The sequence below is a fragment of the Halomonas sp. PA16-9 genome (genome assembly GCF_009728585.1).
In the GTDB taxonomy this organism is placed as follows: domain Bacteria; phylum Pseudomonadota; class Gammaproteobacteria; order Pseudomonadales; family Halomonadaceae; genus Vreelandella; species Vreelandella titanicae.
In genome coordinates, this window is sequence record NZ_CP040452.1 from 1393220 (window position 1) to 1408757 (window position 15538).

17 protein-coding genes and 7 pseudogenes are annotated in these 15538 nt (G+C 54.6%); 16 read left to right on the forward strand and 8 right to left on the reverse strand.

What is annotated here, in order from left to right:
* Window position 1: 1 nt before the first annotated feature.
* The gene (locus FDY98_RS22780; RefSeq protein ID WP_022522629.1) at window positions 2–940 is read right to left on the reverse strand and encodes a LysR family transcriptional regulator; all 939 of its coding nucleotides are present in this window, start codon (window positions 938–940) and stop codon (window positions 2–4) included.
* A gap of 232 nt (window positions 941–1172) precedes the next feature.
* Entirely contained in the window at window positions 1173–1508 is a 336-nt protein-coding gene (locus FDY98_RS22785; RefSeq protein WP_022522628.1) for a zinc ribbon domain-containing protein YjdM, read from the reverse strand.
* A gap of 99 nt (window positions 1509–1607) precedes the next feature.
* On the opposite strand from FDY98_RS22785, the gene FDY98_RS22790 reads away from it, so the two are divergent.
* The 9 genes and pseudogenes from FDY98_RS22790 (at window position 1608) to FDY98_RS28910 (ending at window position 6589) form a co-directional block, all read left to right on the forward strand.
* Window positions 1608–1997, forward strand: a complete 390-nt coding sequence (locus tag FDY98_RS22790) for an ester cyclase (protein WP_022522627.1) — start codon at window positions 1608–1610, stop codon at window positions 1995–1997.
* A 250-nt stretch (window positions 1998–2247) separates the two neighbouring features.
* Window positions 2248–3091, forward strand: a pseudogene (gene phnC, locus FDY98_RS22795) (phosphonate ABC transporter ATP-binding protein).
* Window positions 3088–3957 (forward strand): annotated as a pseudogene (gene phnD / locus FDY98_RS22800) (phosphate/phosphite/phosphonate ABC transporter substrate-binding protein). The pseudogenes phnC and phnD overlap by 4 nt, the downstream one beginning before the upstream one ends.
* A gap of 64 nt (window positions 3958–4021) precedes the next feature.
* Window positions 4022–4792 (forward strand): annotated as a pseudogene (gene phnE, locus FDY98_RS22805) (phosphonate ABC transporter, permease protein PhnE).
* A 164-nt stretch (window positions 4793–4956) separates the two neighbouring features.
* Window positions 4957–5100 carry a hypothetical protein gene (locus FDY98_RS28890; RefSeq protein ID WP_340147099.1) on the forward strand — a complete coding sequence of 48 codons (144 nt, stop codon included), beginning with the start codon at window positions 4957–4959 and terminating at the stop codon, window positions 5098–5100.
* Window positions 5101–5102: 2 nt separating this feature from the next.
* Window positions 5103–5620 (forward strand): annotated as a pseudogene (locus FDY98_RS28895) (NAD(P)-dependent oxidoreductase); the annotation flags it as partial.
* Between the two features lie 181 nt (window positions 5621–5801).
* Complete coding sequence (locus FDY98_RS28900; RefSeq protein ID WP_340146951.1) at window positions 5802–6014, forward strand: LysR family transcriptional regulator; 213 nt, start codon at window positions 5802–5804, stop codon at window positions 6012–6014.
* Window positions 5998–6330, forward strand: coding sequence for a LysR substrate-binding domain-containing protein (locus tag FDY98_RS28905; RefSeq protein ID WP_340146952.1), 333 nt, complete (start codon window positions 5998–6000; stop codon window positions 6328–6330). The genes FDY98_RS28900 and FDY98_RS28905 overlap by 17 nt, the downstream gene beginning before the upstream one ends.
* Window positions 6331–6391: 61 nt before the next feature.
* Complete coding sequence (locus FDY98_RS28910; protein ID WP_340146953.1) at window positions 6392–6589, forward strand: LysR substrate-binding domain-containing protein; 198 nt, start codon at window positions 6392–6394, stop codon at window positions 6587–6589.
* A gap of 266 nt (window positions 6590–6855) precedes the next feature.
* Here the strand turns inward: FDY98_RS28910 and FDY98_RS22820 are convergent, their stop codons facing one another.
* Window positions 6856–7230 (reverse strand): winged helix-turn-helix transcriptional regulator, encoded by a 375-nt coding sequence (locus tag FDY98_RS22820; RefSeq protein ID WP_022522621.1) that lies wholly within the window; start codon window positions 7228–7230, stop codon window positions 6856–6858.
* Between the two features lie 92 nt (window positions 7231–7322).
* On the opposite strand from FDY98_RS22820, the gene FDY98_RS22825 reads away from it, so the two are divergent.
* The gene (locus FDY98_RS22825) at window positions 7323–7649 is read left to right on the forward strand and encodes a nuclear transport factor 2 family protein (protein WP_022522620.1); all 327 of its coding nucleotides are present in this window, start codon (window positions 7323–7325) and stop codon (window positions 7647–7649) included.
* Window positions 7649–8421 (forward strand): annotated as a pseudogene (locus FDY98_RS22830) (SDR family oxidoreductase). Before FDY98_RS22825 ends, FDY98_RS22830 begins: the two are co-directional and overlap by 1 nt.
* A gap of 24 nt (window positions 8422–8445) precedes the next feature.
* On the opposite strand, the gene FDY98_RS22835 reads toward FDY98_RS22830, so the two are convergent.
* Both FDY98_RS22835 and FDY98_RS22840 read right to left on the reverse strand, forming a co-directional pair.
* Window positions 8446–8796, reverse strand: a complete 351-nt coding sequence (locus FDY98_RS22835) for a hypothetical protein (protein WP_235976030.1) — start codon at window positions 8794–8796, stop codon at window positions 8446–8448.
* A 439-nt stretch (window positions 8797–9235) separates the two neighbouring features.
* Window positions 9236–10146, reverse strand: a pseudogene (locus tag FDY98_RS22840) (AraC family transcriptional regulator N-terminal domain-containing protein).
* Between the two features lie 158 nt (window positions 10147–10304).
* Between FDY98_RS22840 and FDY98_RS22845 the strand changes: the two are divergent.
* The 3 genes and pseudogenes from FDY98_RS22845 to FDY98_RS22855 all read left to right on the forward strand — a co-directional run bounded on the left by FDY98_RS22845 (window position 10305) and on the right by FDY98_RS22855 (window position 12832).
* The gene (locus FDY98_RS22845) at window positions 10305–11138 is read left to right on the forward strand and encodes an oxidoreductase (protein WP_155706228.1); all 834 of its coding nucleotides are present in this window, start codon (window positions 10305–10307) and stop codon (window positions 11136–11138) included.
* 174 nt (window positions 11139–11312) lie between these two features.
* Window positions 11313–12143 (forward strand): helix-turn-helix transcriptional regulator, encoded by an 831-nt coding sequence (locus FDY98_RS22850; RefSeq protein ID WP_027960094.1) that lies wholly within the window; start codon window positions 11313–11315, stop codon window positions 12141–12143.
* A 78-nt stretch (window positions 12144–12221) separates the two neighbouring features.
* Window positions 12222–12832 (forward strand): annotated as a pseudogene (locus FDY98_RS22855) (LysE family translocator).
* Here FDY98_RS22855 and FDY98_RS22860 read toward each other — a convergent pair.
* Both FDY98_RS22860 and FDY98_RS22865 read right to left on the reverse strand, forming a co-directional pair.
* Window positions 12816–13136, reverse strand: a complete 321-nt coding sequence (locus FDY98_RS22860) for a hypothetical protein (protein WP_027960092.1) — start codon at window positions 13134–13136, stop codon at window positions 12816–12818. The pseudogene FDY98_RS22855 and the gene FDY98_RS22860 overlap by 17 nt on opposite strands.
* A gap of 24 nt (window positions 13137–13160) precedes the next feature.
* Window positions 13161–13886: an ArsR/SmtB family transcription factor gene (locus FDY98_RS22865; protein WP_027960091.1), complete on the reverse strand. Its 726-nt coding sequence runs from the start codon at window positions 13884–13886 to the stop codon at window positions 13161–13163.
* A gap of 148 nt (window positions 13887–14034) precedes the next feature.
* Between FDY98_RS22865 and FDY98_RS22870 the strand changes: the two genes are divergently transcribed.
* The gene (locus FDY98_RS22870) at window positions 14035–14307 is read left to right on the forward strand and encodes an NIPSNAP family protein (RefSeq protein ID WP_340147100.1); all 273 of its coding nucleotides are present in this window, start codon (window positions 14035–14037) and stop codon (window positions 14305–14307) included.
* Complete coding sequence (locus tag FDY98_RS22875; RefSeq protein ID WP_027960089.1) at window positions 14304–14651, forward strand: antibiotic biosynthesis monooxygenase family protein; 348 nt, start codon at window positions 14304–14306, stop codon at window positions 14649–14651. The genes FDY98_RS22870 and FDY98_RS22875 overlap by 4 nt, the downstream gene beginning before the upstream one ends.
* Before the next feature lie 10 nt (window positions 14652–14661).
* Here the strand turns inward: FDY98_RS22875 and FDY98_RS22880 are convergent, their stop codons facing one another.
* Complete coding sequence (locus FDY98_RS22880; protein ID WP_027960088.1) at window positions 14662–15453, reverse strand: carbon-nitrogen hydrolase family protein; 792 nt, start codon at window positions 15451–15453, stop codon at window positions 14662–14664.
* Window positions 15454–15538: the final 85 nt, after the last annotated feature.

The following is a 15538-nucleotide window of genomic DNA, read 5'->3' on the forward strand; positions in this document are numbered from 1 at the left end:
TTCAAACAACCTCAGAGAAGGTTCTTACATTTTTCATTTCCAGCAGCCCATCCCATAACCGCTGGGCTTCTGCTGCGAGGGGCGCTGTGCGTCTCAGCAAGGTGATTTTTAATGGCACATCGAAAGCGGCACCTCCCGCTCGAACAAGCCGCTTAGCCCCAAGGTCTTCCCGCACTAGCGAATAGGGAAGCCACGCAACACCCAATCTTGATAACGTCATATGACGCAAACTATCAGCAAGACCAGCATCATGGTGTTGCTGTAAATTCAAACCTTGATTCACCAGCATGGCACTCAGCGACCAACCCAAATGGCACTCTTGGGAATAATTCAAAAATGAGAGTGGGGAGCCATCTGCAGCATGTAAATTAAACAGTGGCTGACCTGCGGCATTTGGTGCGCTAACAGGGATGAGAGACTCGGTATCTAGCTCAATTGAAGTGTAACTATCACTCTCTACTCCCAAACGCCTTGCAATAAGGTGTTCACCATCGAATAGTGCCGTTACATAGTCGGCCTCTCCCTGATCTAGAGTGGCTAGGCACTCCGGCAATGTATTAGCATCAATGCTAAATTTTGCCTGTGTGAACTGCTCTTGTAAGCGCGGCATCCAGTGAGGAAAAAATATCGCAGCCATAATGTGTGGTGAGCAAAATCGTATCCGCCTTTTCTGATCGTTAATATCATCAGCAACGGAGCGGCGAAATTGATCAAAAGCGCTAAGCGCTTGTGAAGCTACCATTTGCAGGCTTTGCCCTGCCTCCGTCAGCACTAGCTCCCCTTTACGCCGCTCAAACAGCGTGGTGCCTGCCCACTCTTCAAGGCCTTGAATACGACGACTCAAGCCTGAAACCGAAACATGCCGATGCTCAGCCGTGCGGCTAAAACTCTTGGTTTCACAAAGGGCCAGGAAATCTCTCAGGATTATCAAATCAGTCATTGAAGGCCTTCCGGCAGATAAGCTTTAGTCTTACTTTAGCTAAATAAATCGAAAGGAAATAGCGCTTTTGAATACTTTCCAACCCGCTGTCAAAGGCCTTAGAGCTGATTTTGTTGCCCTAGAACCAGATACCCGAAAACACGCTTCGCTTAAACGCTGAGTGAAGTGGTGATGGTGGGTGAGCCTCAGCTTACTGCGTCGTGTGGTGAATCGAAGAATTCCGGGGTCTTATTCAAGCTTTTTTCACAAAGTGGGCGGTCACCATCATGTCGCCGACGCCGTCGACCTTGCAGTCCAGTTGGTGATTCTTGCTATCCAAGAGCCGCTTGATAACCGCTTTGGTGCCCACCTTGAGTACCAATGAGCTGCCTTTGACCTTGAGGTCTTTGATCATCGTTACCTTGTCGCCTTCCGCTAACAGGGTGCCGTGGGCATCTTTTACCGTCACGGTCTCTTCTGCCTCAGCCTCAGAAGGGTTCCATTCGTGAGCGCATTCGGGGCAGATGAACAGGCTTTGATCCTGATAGACGAATTCGGATTGGCAATGGGGGCAAGGTGGGCACGACATGAATGATGACTTCTGTGGTTTGGTTTAGGCTGCTTATGATACTGAGCCTGTATACCCTTGGCGAATGCCTTCACGCCTGCCCAAGAAAGGAGAACCAGGATGAACAAACGTGACCTGGAAGCAACCTACCGTGATTACATCACCTGCCTCAATAATCAAGACTGGACGAACCTTGACCAGTTCGTGCATGACGATGTCCACCACAACGGCAGGCGCCTAGGGCTTGATGGTTATCGCGCCATGCTGGAAGCCGATTACGAGCAGATACCGGATCTTCACTTTAACATTGAGCTTTTGGCCGTTGATTCACCCCATGTCGCGTGCAGGTTGCGATTCGATGTCACACCCAAAGGTAGCTTCCTTGGCCTTGCGGTGGATGGCAAAAACGTGACGTTTTGCGAAAACGCGTTCTACCTGTTTAGCGATGGCAAGATTAGGGAGGTCTGGTCGGTCATTGATAAAGCCGCGATTGAGGCTCAGCTTGGTTAAACGTTGTGGTTATCTCCATTAACAAACGAATAGAGCAGAATATCGGATCGGTACGCCCAGCCTTGGTGGGCCTCGTTTTGTGACGATATTGGTCTAGAGAAGCGTTATCTGAGCCGTTTGACTGGCTACCTGCGCTCCTTGGATAGTCATTAACTTATCACCTGAACGACACAGCTTTGTCACTTAGGCGGGCTACCGTTGCATTGTAAGTCACAATAAAGTGAGCTTATACATTGCAGAAGGTGATCCAATGGAGCCTATTCAATCCTCTGACTTAATGCTCCGCATCGAGAAAATGGGGGTGACATATCCTGGGAATGTCCTCGCACTCCGCCCCACCACCGTCGATTTCCACAAAGGGGAGTTTACGGTACTACTCGGCCTTTCCGGTGCGGGTAAATCGACGTTACTGCGTTCTCTCAACCACTTGGTGCGGCCCAGCACTGGCAAAGTGATCTCGGCCGAGCTAGGTGCGCTCGAAACCCGGTCTACGGTACGCCGCCATCGGTGCAAAACCGCCATGGTTTTCCAGCACCATCAGCTCATTGAACGCCATACGGCGCTCCAGAATGTGCTGACCGGTCGGCTTGCTTACCACAGCACCTGGCGCAGTTTGTTTCCGCTACCCAGGCAGGAACAGGCGCTTGCTCTGCACTGCCTGGACCGCGTAGGCATGGCCGAGAAAGCGCTTACCCGGGTCGATCAACTCTCCGGCGGGCAGCAACAGCGGGTGGGCATTGCGCGTGCCTTGGCGCAGCAGCCCGCCATGATATTGGCGGACGAGCCAGTGGCCAGCCTTGACCCGGCAACCTCTGAGCGAGTGCTAACGCTACTGCGAGATATATGCCGTGAGGATGGTATTACCGCCATTATTTCACTGCACCAGCTGGAGTATGCCCAGCGGTTTGCTGACCGCATTATCGGGTTAGCGAATGCCCAAATCGTTTCGATGCGGCCCCTCACAGTTACAGCAACGCCACCTGAACGAGATCTACCACGGCACGCGCGGAGCTGTGACCGACGCCGCTGAGACCACCGAACCCAACCCTCAAACCACCACTCCCTCCCCGATAAAACTGGAGATTGCCCAATGAAACCGCTATTCAGCTTTTTCTTTGCCATCTGTCTTATGTTTGGAATCGCCATGCCGGCCTTGGCGGCGGACCCTGATCCAAATCCGGATCTATTAAAAGTCGCGCTACTCCCCGATGAAAACGCTTCTGAACTGATCAAACGCAACCAGCCATTGAAAGAGTATCTTGAAAGTACCCTTGGGAAAGAAATTGAGTTAATCGTCACCACGGATTACTCCTCCATGATCGAAGCCATGCGCTTTGGTCGCATCGACCTCGCCTACTTCGGCCCGCTCTCCTATGTGATGGCAAGAAGCAAAAGTGAGATCGAACCCTTTGCCGCATGATTGTGGATGGCAAGCCCACCTATCGCTCCATCATTATTGCCAATGTCGATTCCGGCGTTGAGTCCTATGCGGATATCGAAGGCATGAAAATGGCCTATGGCGACCGTGCCTCTACGTCAAGCCACCTGATTCCCAAAACCGTGCTGCTTGAATCGGCGGGGCTGGAAGCAGGCGGGACTATGAAGCCCATTTCGTTGGCTCCCATGATGCCGTGGCGGTGAACGTGGCCAATGGTAATGCGGATGCAGGCGGGCTATCGGAAGTGATCTTTGAGCACGTAATGGACCGCGGCCTGATAGACCGCAACCAGGTTAGGGTGTTGGGTCACAGCGGGGAGTACCCTCAGTACCCTTGGGCGATGCGTTCCAACCTGGACCCTGAACTCAAGCAGCAGATCCAGGATGCCTTCATCAGCATCGATGATGAAGAGATTCTGGACAACCTAAAAGCCGAAGGTTTCGCCGTTATCACGGACGCCGATTACGATGTGATTCGGGAAATGGTAGTAGTCTGCTCAACCTCGACTTCGGCAAGATGTAAGGGGGCATGATGAATCCGTCCAAAAACAGTGCCGCCACCCCTTTCATCGCTTTCTCCTGACGCCGTGTTGGACGAACACGCCCGCGGCTGGCGGAGCAAGCTCTTCCAAGCGGGCTTGGTGCTGGCAGTGGTTCTTCTGGCGAGTTGGTATGTAGATCTGCTGGATTTTCGCACCCTGGCCAACGGGGTGCCTGCCATCGCTACCCTAATGGGAGAATCCCTACCGCCCGACTTTACCAACGCCATGGATTGGATAGCGCCGCTGGTCGATACCCTTGCCATGAGCATTGCCGGCACGGCGATAGCGGTCACTGCTTCCGTACCCCTGGCGTTCCTGGCCGCTCGCAATACCTCGCCCCACCCCGTGGTATTCCACGTAACCGCACGCTGCTGAACGCTCTTCGCTCGGTGCCCGAGCTGATTATGGGCATTATTTTCGTTGCTGCCGTGGGGTTTGGCGCCTTACCGGGCGTGCTCGCGCTCGGCCTTCATTCTATCGGCATGTGGGTAAATTCTTTGCCGAAGCGATCGAGCATGTCGACCCAGCCCCGGTAGAGGCCGCCAATGCCGCTGGCGCGACGCGATTACAGGTTCATTGGCACGCGGTGCTCCCGCAGGTGCTTCCGCAGTTTGCTGATGTCTCTATCTACCGCTGGGAATACAATTTCGCCTCTACGGTGATGGGCATGGTGGGGGCTGGCGGGATCGGCTTCGAGCTAATGGGCTCTTACGCGTCATGCAGTACCAGGAAGTCAGCGCCATCCTGATTGTCATACTCGTTATGGTGACGATGGTGGATAGCCTTAGCGGCCATCTTCGTAAGAAATTCAAGTAAGGAAATCAAATGAAACCAAGGGTTTTCATTACCCACCGGGTACACAACAGTGTGTTGGAAAGGCTGGAACAACACTGTGAAGTGATCACCAACCAGTCAGCCACTACCTTGACCGCCGCGAGGTAAAGGCCCGCGCGGCAACCGCAGACGCCATGATGGTGTTTATGCCGGACCAGGTCAGCGAGGAATTTCTAGCGGGCTGTCCCAAGCTGAAAGTTATTGGTGCCGCCCTGAAGGGATACGATAATTTTGATGTGGAGGCCTGTACGCGTCATGGCGTTTGGCTGACCTTCGTGCGGATCTGCTGACGGTGCCAACGGCTGAGCTAACCATCGGGCTAACCATTAGCCTAATCCGCCATGTCCGAGCGGCCGATGAGTACGTTCGTTCCGGCCAGTTCAAGGGATGGCAGCCCACGTTTTATGGGCTGGGGGTTGCCGGCGCGACCGTGGGTATCGTCGGCATGGGTCCCATCGGCCAGGCAGTGGCAACACGGCTCCAGGGGTGGGGCGCGAGCTTGCTGTATTCTCAGCCAGACGCCTTGCCCGCTGCTGAGGAGGCCGCGCTAGGCGTGGCGCGCAAGTCGCTTGAAGAGCTGCTCGGGCAAGCGACATTGTCATTTTGGCCCTGCCGCTCATAAACACAAACCCTGCATACCATGAACACTGCGCGCTTGGCCCTGATGCAACCAGGCGCTTTTTGATCAACCCATGCCGGGGTTCTGTAGTGCAGGAAGCTGCCGTTTTGGAAGCATTGGAGTCAGGGCAGTTAGGCGGCTACGCAGCGGATGTTTTTGAAATGGAAGATTGGGCTCGAGAGGATCGCCCGCAAGAGATTTGCCCCACCTTGCGAGCACATCCCAACACGCTATTTACGGCACACATTGGCTCTGCCGTCCAGGATGTGCGGCTGATGATTGAACAGCGTGCTGCCGACAACATTCTTCAAGCGTTACAAGGAGAATGCCTCAGGATGCGGCTAATTCGCCCACTATCACTGAGACAACTCCATGCTGAACTTGGTCTGGCTGAAAAGTTTTACCACACTGGTTCAGCACCGACGTTTTCAGGCCGCCGCCCAAGCTCTCGGTATCGCACAACCCACGCTTTCACAGCACATTCAAAAGCTCGAAGAACAGCTAGGTGCCCTGTTGATACGCCGCAGTAAAACGGGTTGCGAGCCCACCAAAAGCAGCCCTGGCGCTTATGCCGCTTGCGCTTAGTATGTTGCAACTGGACGAGCGTGCTCGAGAAGTCGTTAGCGGTACGCGTTTACGCGTAGGGGCAAGTTCCAACATCGGTATTTACATGCTCCAGCCCTACGTGAGCACGTTCAAGAACATTCCGGCGGTACCTGAGCTGGATCTTGTGATTGATAACAATCCTAACATTGCTAGACAACTGACTAGCGGCGAGCTGGATATAGCGGTGATGGAGTGGTGGCACCCGAAATCTGGCTTCCAGGCAATGGATTGGCGACAGGAGCCCGTGGTGTTAATTACTTCACCCGATCACCCTGTGCGGAATGGCATGAAATAGACCGGAAAACCCTCGCAGGAAGAGCCTGCTGGGCGGTGAACCCGGAACAGGTACGGGCCGGTTGCTGGCGAGTTTCTTCGGCGAAAGAGGGCCGTTCCCGAAGGTTTCAATGCAAACGGGCAGTACCGAAGCGGTTAAACAGGCTGTCAAAGCAGGCCTGGGCGTATCACTGGTGCTGGCGGCTTGCGTCGAAGCGGAGATCCGAGCGGGCACTTGTGTGCTATCCCGGTCAGTGATGCCGGGCTGGCCAAGAACCTGAGCGTCATCTGCCCGGAGACGCTTGCCGGCAACCGCCAGTTTCCACTTTCGTCAGCCATATATGTCAGTGAAAAAACGAGTGACATCTTTAGAGCCAGGGAAGGCGTATGGGCAGCTAAGAATAGGTGCTATTGAGACCCGCCCCCGCAAGCTTCACTGGAGCGTTACTCGGCATCGTGCAGCCGCACGCCTTCACTTTCGCTCTACAGAGCAATGGCGGCGTCATCGTCGTTGATGGTCATGATGCGGTAGTGCATCAGGCGGTTCTCATTGGGTGGCGGCATCGTTTTGTTCGTTCTGCTCGTCAGGGTTGTTGAAGTGATCCCTCTGCTCTGCCCATTTCAATAAGGCATCCAGCGCCGGGCAGAGCGTTTGCCCCCATTCGGTCAGGCGGTACTCCACTTTCGGCGGCACCTGGGGATAGACTTTGCGTGCCACGATGCCATCCGCTTCCAGCTGGCGCAGCTGTTGGGCGAGCATTTTCTGGGAGATATCGGGGATGAGTTTTCCTAAATCGGAGTAGCGCTGCACTTTTCCATCGAAGAGATGAAAGAGAATAATGAGCTTCCAGCGCCCTTCCAGCATTTTTAATACATTTTCCACATCGCTTGCGGCGGTAGCGGGCGTATAAAGCTTTCTCATGGGTGAGCCACTTACCTTTTTGTGCGTTCTTGATAACGCGTCAGTCTAGGCAGAAGATTCTCGCATATTACCCCCTGCGAGAGATGACCATCATGAGTTTGTCACTGCCAGACGCGATCACTACTTACTTCAGCATCAGCAACGGTGCGGATGCCACCCACATTGCGGATTGCTTCACTCAAGATGCCTGTGTGTTCGACGAAGGCGAGACGCACCGCGGGCGACCCGCTATTCAAGCCTGGATGCGCGCCACCCGCGACAAGATTGAGTATCGCGTCGAGCCGGTCAGTGTTTCCCAACAAGGCAACACGATGGTGGTTACCGCCACCGTGACCGGCAACTTCCCCGGCAGCCCGGTTCAACTTGACCACGCTTTCCAGCTTGCCGAGTCGCAAATCCAGTCATTGGAGATCCACTAATGAACCTGAACTTGAACGGGCGACGCGTATTGATCACCGGGGGCAGCCAAGGGGTTGGCGCGGCCGCGGTGGCACTCTTTCGCGAGGAAGGCGCGCAAGTGCTAACAACCGCCCGTACTCGCCCCGCCGACCTGCCCGATGAGCTGTTTGTAACCGCTGACCTGACGACGGCCGAAGGCTGTGCCACGGTAGCCGATGCGGTCAACGAACGCTTGGGTGGCGTCGATATTATCGTTCACGTACTGGGTGGTTCATCCGCCCCCGGCGGCGGGTTCGCTGCCCTTGGGGAGGAGGAGTGGCAGCAAGAGCTCGACATCAACCTGTTTCCCGCCGTGCGGCTGGATCGCGCCCTGCTGCCCGGCATGCTGGCCCAAGGCGATGGGGTGATTATCCACGTGACCTCCATTCAGCGTGAACTCCCCTGCCCGAATCAACCACGGCTTATGCGGCTGCCAAGGCGGCGCTATCCACTTATAGTAAGAGCTTGTCAAAAGAGGTGTCACCCAAAGGGGTGCGCGTGGTACGGGTGTCGCCGGGCTGGATCGAGACGGAAGCCGCCGTTGCGCTAGCCGAGCGGATTGCCCAAGAGGCAGGCACCGATTACGCAGGCGGCAAGCAGATCATCATGAATTCGCTGGGTGGCATCCCGATTGGCCGCCCTTCGAAGCCTGCAGAAGTGGCCAACTTGATTGGGTTTCTGGCATCACCGCTGGCGGCCACTATTACGGGAACGGAGTACGTGATCGATGGCGGCACTGTGCCCGTCGCTTGAGGGCGATGGTGAAATGGAGATTGCCTATCTTATGGCGCGAATATCGTCGATATCGACCGGTCTTGAGAGCACCGACTTATAGCGGATCAAGTCATCCTTGAACATCAAAGGAAGCTCCAGGCCTAGTAAATTCACTGTTTCATAGCGGGCAAAATCAATATTGAGCGGCACCCAGGCCTGGCTGGCTGCATCAAAAATTTGCGCGCCGTCGGCGTTGCCAACTTCCACCTTAATGCCTTCATACTTGAACTGGACATAGGTTAAATCCCAGCCCTCTTCGCAGTAGTGCGTGGCGGGCTTGGATATGTTCGCTTGGCCAGCCTGCACCACAGCTGCAAAATGCTCGCCGGGTACGAACAGGTCAATATCGTTCAACGCTCGTTTAGATCCATACCCCTTTGCTGCGAGCCCTCCGCAGATTTGAAAAGGGATATTTCTATCTCTCAGTACCCCCACTATCCATTGAGCCGCTAACTGATGCACGTCTTCTCCTTCTTTTTACATATAGCACCAAGGTTATCACGCCGGTTTTGCACAACCGCAAAGGCTCGCGAGGTTAGCTCCCCCATCATAATCTACCTGGTCACTAACCTGACACTGAGCGCTTATTCTCACAGCCGATTAGCAATTATGTACAAGCATTGAGAGGTAGCGATGGCATAAGCTAGGTGGCGTGACTAATCAGGAGGGAGCGGCATGAATAACGCAAGCCGGTTTCAATTCATCAAGAGCCAGCACTAACGGTGCTATTTGCGTTGGGAGCGCAACTCATTAGCCTGCGCATGGCGGCGTTGTGACTAAACTCAAGTCAACCTCAATGCGACGAGACGTAATCCGACTTGGTGAAAGCAGTCGGTAGCGCGAAGTTCTCCCGCATTCGCTTCGTTTCGGCAGCTGGCGTCAATCCGAAAAGCCGTTTGAACTCCCGATTGAATTGCGAAGCACTCAGGTAGCCGACGGCGTGGCAAGCGGCCTCTGCCGTCATGCTCTGACGAACCATCAGCAGTCGTGCTTGATGCAGTCGCGTGGATTTAACGTACTGCATGGGTGAAGTGTGCGTAATGGCTTTGAAGTGATTAAGAAACGTCGGAACGCTCATACCAGCCTCGCTAGCCAGTTGCGACAGGTTAAGCGGCTGAGCGTAGGTCGCGTGGATGTGGCGTAACGCCTTGCCGATTTTCCCGAACTGCCCCTGCATTGCCAGCGCCGCACGCATGGCATTGCCCTGCGCACCGGTGAGCACGCGAAAATACAGTTCTCTCACCAGCGCGGGCCGAGAATCTCCGCCTCAAGCGGCTGACTCATCGTTTCGAGAAAACGTGTCACGGACACCCGCAACGCAGCATCCATGGGACTGGACATTAGGCTTTGGGCCACGTTTTTCTGGGTAGGAGACTGATGGCGGTCGATCTGGATCATCAGCTCCGCGGCGAGCTGAAAGTCCAGATGCATATATATGGCTAGCAGTGGGTGTTCTGGCGTCGCCTCGGTTTCCATCGTGAAGGGCACCGGCACCGCGACCGCCAGATAGTGCTGCTCGTCGTAAAGATAAACCTGATGGCCGAAATAACCCCGCTTTCTCCCCTGGCAAACAATCACGATACCGGGGTCGTACAGCACGGGAGTACGAGACAAGGAACGATCCGAACGCAGGATGCGCACGTCGGGCAGGGCCGTGAGGTTGTATCCTTCTTCCGGCGCCAGCGCCTGAAGCAGCGTCACCATGTGCCGCTGTTCAGCCGTCTGCGGAGTGGAAAGTGTCTTTTTCACGTGATACCGACTGGAATTATCAGAATAGGCAATAATATAAGAATTTTATGCCTGAAAGAAGGCAATACAAAGAGGTAATGTGCATCTTCCACTGATACACAGGAGCTATTTGCATGTCTACCAGCAAACTTTTACTCATCACGGGCGTCAGTAGCGGCTTTGGCCGGGCGCTGGCTCAGGAAGCACTTACTACCGGCCATCAGGTGGTCGGCACGGTACGTAGCGAACGGGCCAAGCAGGCATTTGAAGCACTCGATCCGGCGAAAGCGGTGGGCCGTGTGCTCGATGTGACCGACTTCGATGCCATCGATGGGGTAGTGGCCGAGATAGAGGCAAACGTCGGAGAAATCGATGTTCTCGTCAACAACGCCGGTTATGGCCATGAAGGTATCCTGGAGGAATCCTCATTGGCCGAAATGCGTCGGCAGTTTGACGTGAACGTATTCGGAGCTGTTGCCGTCACAAAGGCTGTGTTGCCATACATGCGCTCACGTCGGCGCGGACATATCCTCAACATCACGTCTATGGGTGGTTTCATCACGATGCCAGGCATCGCTTATTACTGTGGTAGTAAATTTGCACTGGAAGGTATTTCGGAGGTGCTTGGCAAAGAAGTGAAATCGTTCAATGTTCATGTCACTGCCGTGGCACCCGGCTCGTTTCGTACCGACTGGGCTGGTCGCTCGATGTCCCGCTCGCCGCGCTCGATCTCCGACTACGACGCGCTATTTGATCCGATTCGTAATGCCCGCGTCGAGAAAAGCGGTCAGCAATTTGGCGATCCGGCAAAGGCAGCTCGCGCAATGCTGGACGCAATAGCCAGCGACACGCCGCCGGAGCATCTGCTGCTGGGAAGCGATGCACTAGCGCTGGTGCGCGGCAAATTGTCGGCGCTTGCCGACGAAATAAGTGAATGGGAGACACTCACGCGCTCGACCGATGGCTGAAGGTTCAACTGCTAAATCCCTTCGCATGGCTACCTTTCGATAGCGCAATAGATGCCAATGCATCGTTGTCGGTTATCTCGCCTCCTTCCCCCGCAGCCGATTAGCAATTATGTACAAGCATCCGGGCGCGGGTTGGCATAAGCTAGGTGGTGTGACTAATCAGGAGGGGGCGGCATGAGTAACGCAAGCCGGTTTCAATTCATCAAGAGCCAGCACGTGCCAACGCTGACGGTGCTTCATGCGGCCATTGAAGATTTCAGCTACGACCGTCATGCCCACGAGGAGTATGCCTTCGGCGTAACGCTGGCGGGACGTCAGGATTTCTTCAGCGGCGGGCAGTTTCATCGTAGCCCGCCGGGCAACGTTATTTTGTTCAATCCAGAAGAAGTTCACGACGGCCAACCGGGCGGAGAGCGCTCACTGGATTACCTGATGGTATATGCGCATCCCGAGCAGGTTAATGCCCTGTTTGCTGATGCTCTGGGCCACGAGCGCACGGCGGACTTTCGCTCAAATAACACTCTTGTTCAGGACATTCGGCTACGCAATGCCATTTTGGAACTGGCGCGCTTAGTCACTTCTCACTCTGGTAGCTGTATCGATCAGGAGAATGCGCTTTATCAGGTAATCGAGCGTACTGTGCAACTCGGCGGAATTTCTCAGCCCAACCAGGTGCTCACCCGCCCCGATGCGCTGCTGGGCCTGGCGAAAGATTATATTCACGCCCACTTGGATACGGATATCTCCCTGGATGACATCAGCCAAGCGGCGCATATCTCCAAGTACCACTTCTTACGCCTGTTTCGTCAGCATTACGGCATTACGCCGCATCAGTATGTGATTAATTGCCGAATCAATGCGGCCCGTTCGGCGCTAGACCTAGGTGCTTCCCTAACAGAGGTCGCTTTGCGCTATGGGTTTGCCGATCTCAGCCATTTCAATCGCCGCTTTAAGCGAATTTATGGCATGACGCCCCATCAGTACCAGCGTGATATCGCACGCTAGGCTCTGCACGAAAACTGCCTGCGCTCGCCGACTTTTCGACAGACCCTTACACCTAAATACCAGCATAGAGGTTTAACCATGTTAGGAATTGTCGCCTATGCCCTAGGCGCTATGTATTCGCCTGGGCCTGTGAATCTGCTTGGCTTGAATATTGGCATCAATGGGCAAGCAGGCAGTCGGTTGGGTTTTGCCTTGGCGTGGGTACTGCGATGCTGGCGTACTTATTAGTATTAGGTTGGGCGGGTGCTGCATGGATCGATGATGAAGCACTCATCGTGGTGAGCGCCTTGGGCTGCGCCTATATTGTTTATCTCGCGAGCAAAATTGCCCGTTCAAGTGTTGATATAAGCGAGCCAGACAACGCCCCGCGGCTAGTCAGTTATCGTGATGGGCTGGTCATGCAGCTGCTTAATCCTAAAGCCATTGTGGCCACCCTGCCTATTACCACACTGCAGTTTCCTGCCGCTGACATTCATGGGCTTAGCTTGATGTTTTGGGCATTAGGGCTGTCGATGTTAGCCGCCGGCGCCCCCGGCAGCTATATCGTGATTGGCAGCGTGGTGGGCAGCCGTATTAAAAAACCAGGCGTCGTTAAGGGCTTTAATTGGCTGATGGCAGCTTTGCTGGTGGCCGTGGCGCTTTCGATTGGTGTTGAGCATGTGTGGGTACCACTTACTGCCCGAAATTGATCCCCAGTCGCAGGGCTTGTAAGCCGTCGAATTCGACACTTACTTCATCAGAGAATAAGGGATGGCCCTGCACTATCAAATCTAGCGTCGCCTGAGAGCCGCGATAAGTGACGCTCACTTCAATATTCGCAGTCGTGTTAATGGGCGCCAGCACACCATACTCAATGTTATCCACGCTAACTGCGGTGAGGCCGCGGTCATCCAACTGCTGCTGAACTTCCCGTTCAACGACAACGCCGTAATAGAAGTAAATACCGGCATAGCCAAGCGCTAACAATATAATCAGTGAAAAGAGCTTTCCCATTATTTCTCTCAGTTTTATAGAATCTTAAAAGGTGACAGCGGCTTGTTGGGCTGAAACCGTTGGCGCACTCTGCGGTGCGAGCATTGCCGACAGCAACTTCTCCCCTTGGGCGCTGAATACGATAACGCGAGAATTTTTTTCTCGCTTCGCCCAGCCAAGCGCCTGAATTCGGGTAAGCAGCGCACTGCCAAGCGCGCCCGCTAGGTGATGCCTGCGCTCGCTCCAATCGAGACACTCCCTACAAAATGAGCGTTTTGAAGAAGCAAGCGCGTCTGTATCGATGCCAAATTGATTAAACCACACCCTTCCCTGCTCAGTGATCTGTAGCCCTCCCGGGTGCTGATGAAGGATATCCGTTCGCAGCATATGTTCATACACTGAAACACCCAACTCCCCGGCAAGGTGGTCGTAACAGATACGGGCCTTGCGCAGGGCGGGATCGCGTGGCCCTGTAACAAGGCGATTCCCCTCACTGCGGTAAGCGAGGCCCATCAGCGACTCCAGGAGACTGGCCACCTCCGGACCCATCAGCCGGAAATAGCGGTGACGGCCTTGCTGCTCCACCGTGATCAGCCCTGCGTCTAGCAGCTTGCCAAGGTGAAAACTGATGGTCTGCTTGGTAACACCGGCCGTGTCCGCCAGTTCGGTCGCCGTCAGCGCACGACCAGACATCAGGGCGGAGAGAACCTCCGCCCGAGCGTTATCGCCGATAAGCGCTGCAACGCGCACAATGTTAGGGCCTTCACTCATGGTTCGATTCTAGTCGAACCACCAGGGGCCGACAACGCGGTATCGTCCTAGCTATCGTTCAAGGAGATACCCCTATGAGCATTACCTGCTTTATCCGCTACGAGATCGATCCCTTCCAACGCGACACCTTCAAGGCGTACGCCGAGAACTGGGGAAAAATCATACCCCGGTGCGGTGGCCACCTTATCGGTTATTTTCTTCCTACGAGGGCACTAACAATGTTGCCTGGGGGCTGATCGCATTCGATAGTCTGGCTACCTATGAGGCCTACCGCGCCCGGCTTAAGTCTGACGAAGGCGGGCATGAGAACTTCACCATGGCTCAAGAGAAGAAGTTTATTCTCAAGGAGGAGCGTAGCTTCGTTGAGGTGGTAGACGGCACACTGGGCGTTGAATCTGTCTATCCGTGGAGTGTTTTATGATCGCCGTGATATTTGAAGTACTACCGCATTCGGATCGGAAACAAGACTACCTGGATGCTGCCAGCGGACTGAGCCAACACCTGGAAGGCATCGACGGTTTTATCTCGATTGAGCGCTTCGAGAGCCTCACACATCCTGGAAAAATCCTGTCGCTCTCCTTTTGGCGGGACGAAGAAGCCGTGAAGCAGTGGCGCACGTTCGAACCTCACCGTTCCGTCCAGAAAGCGGGCCGGCAGGATATCTTTGCCGACTACCGGCTCCGCGTCGCTTCCGTCATCCGGGACTACGGAATGAATGACCGCCGCGAGGCACCGAAGGATTCGCTTGACGCACACCCATCATAAAGCGGGCGGGCTAGCCCACTGGGCAGCTGTTCTCGATAGGTAAATTGGTCACTAGCGAGGCGTCGAGTGCGCCTCCGTTTATAGCGCAAATCACAATGCAGGCTTCAGTGCCGTCAGCAGTGATCGCGAGTTCACCATCTACCTTCCAGGCGCCGCTTTTGCCGCAGGTTTGCCAGCCACCTGTGTTGGAAATGTGGTTAGCAAGTAGCACCGGGAACTGGTGGCGTTTCGCCATGGCAGCGAGTAGCTGCGCATCGACCTCGTACCCTGCTTCAGATATCAGCGCGCTGGCAATATATACCTCCGCTTGCTGGGCGGATGCCGCTTCTGCATGGGAGGGATTGGCGAAGTCTGCACAAATGGCCAAGGCTATTCGAGTACCGTTAACCGTACATAGATAACTTTCGTTACCAGTCGAACAGTAAACCGCTTCCCCTTCGTGCAGGTACTGCTTTGCGTAGAATGCTCGCTCGCCGCTCGGGAAGCAGATAACTGCCCCTATCTGCGGCTTTCTGCCTTCACTAATGAGCGGACAGCCTGCTATCACGACGATATTATGGGCAACAGCGGCTGTGGAAAGTGTGTCGAACACCTCTGAATCTTTCAGCAACGCTAGCTGCTCTAATAGCTCAAGCTCATAGCCGGTCAGCGAAAGCTCAGGGAACACTACTAGATCGGCCCCTCGCACGGCGGCGTTCTGAATATAGGCAAGGTGCATTTCAAGGTTCTCGGCCACTGCACCTTTTACTACGGGTAGTTGAGCGAGTGCGATAGTGGTGCCGCGTGTGCCTCTGGGTTTCATTTCAACACGCCTCGCCTTTAAATATTTTGTTCACTTCAGCCACAAAATATTTAGTTAGCGGCAAAAAGGCTATTTTTATTAATCC

Bases quoted from the DNA above. Each gene is read 5' to 3' on its own strand.
- FDY98_RS22780 (WP_022522629.1), bottom strand. From the start codon at position 940: ATGACTGATTTGATAATCCTGAGAGATTTCCTGGCCCTTTGTGAAACC.
- FDY98_RS22785 (WP_022522628.1), bottom strand. From the start codon at position 1,508: ATGTCGTGCCCACCTTGCCCCCATTGCCAATCCGAATTCGTCTATCAG.
- FDY98_RS22790 (WP_022522627.1), top strand. From the start codon at position 1,608: ATGAACAAACGTGACCTGGAAGCAACCTACCGTGATTACATCACCTGC.
- FDY98_RS28890 (WP_340147099.1), top strand. From the start codon at position 4,957: ATGCCGGACCAGGTCAGCGAGGAATTTCTAGCGGGCTGTCCCAAGCTG.
- FDY98_RS28900 (WP_340146951.1), top strand. From the start codon at position 5,802: ATGCTGAACTTGGTCTGGCTGAAAAGTTTTACCACACTGGTTCAGCAC.
- FDY98_RS28905 (WP_340146952.1), top strand. From the start codon at position 5,998: ATGCCGCTTGCGCTTAGTATGTTGCAACTGGACGAGCGTGCTCGAGAA.
- FDY98_RS22820 (WP_022522621.1), bottom strand. From the start codon at position 7,230: ATGAGAAAGCTTTATACGCCCGCTACCGCCGCAAGCGATGTGGAAAAT.
- FDY98_RS22825 (WP_022522620.1), top strand. From the start codon at position 7,323: ATGAGTTTGTCACTGCCAGACGCGATCACTACTTACTTCAGCATCAGC.
- FDY98_RS22845 (WP_155706228.1), top strand. From the start codon at position 10,305: ATGTCTACCAGCAAACTTTTACTCATCACGGGCGTCAGTAGCGGCTTT.
- FDY98_RS22850 (WP_027960094.1), top strand. From the start codon at position 11,313: ATGAGTAACGCAAGCCGGTTTCAATTCATCAAGAGCCAGCACGTGCCA.
- FDY98_RS22860 (WP_027960092.1), bottom strand. From the start codon at position 13,136: ATGGGAAAGCTCTTTTCACTGATTATATTGTTAGCGCTTGGCTATGCC.
- FDY98_RS22865 (WP_027960091.1), bottom strand. From the start codon at position 13,886: ATGAGTGAAGGCCCTAACATTGTGCGCGTTGCAGCGCTTATCGGCGAT.
- FDY98_RS22875 (WP_027960089.1), top strand. From the start codon at position 14,304: ATGATCGCCGTGATATTTGAAGTACTACCGCATTCGGATCGGAAACAA.
- FDY98_RS22880 (WP_027960088.1), bottom strand. From the start codon at position 15,453: ATGAAACCCAGAGGCACACGCGGCACCACTATCGCACTCGCTCAACTA.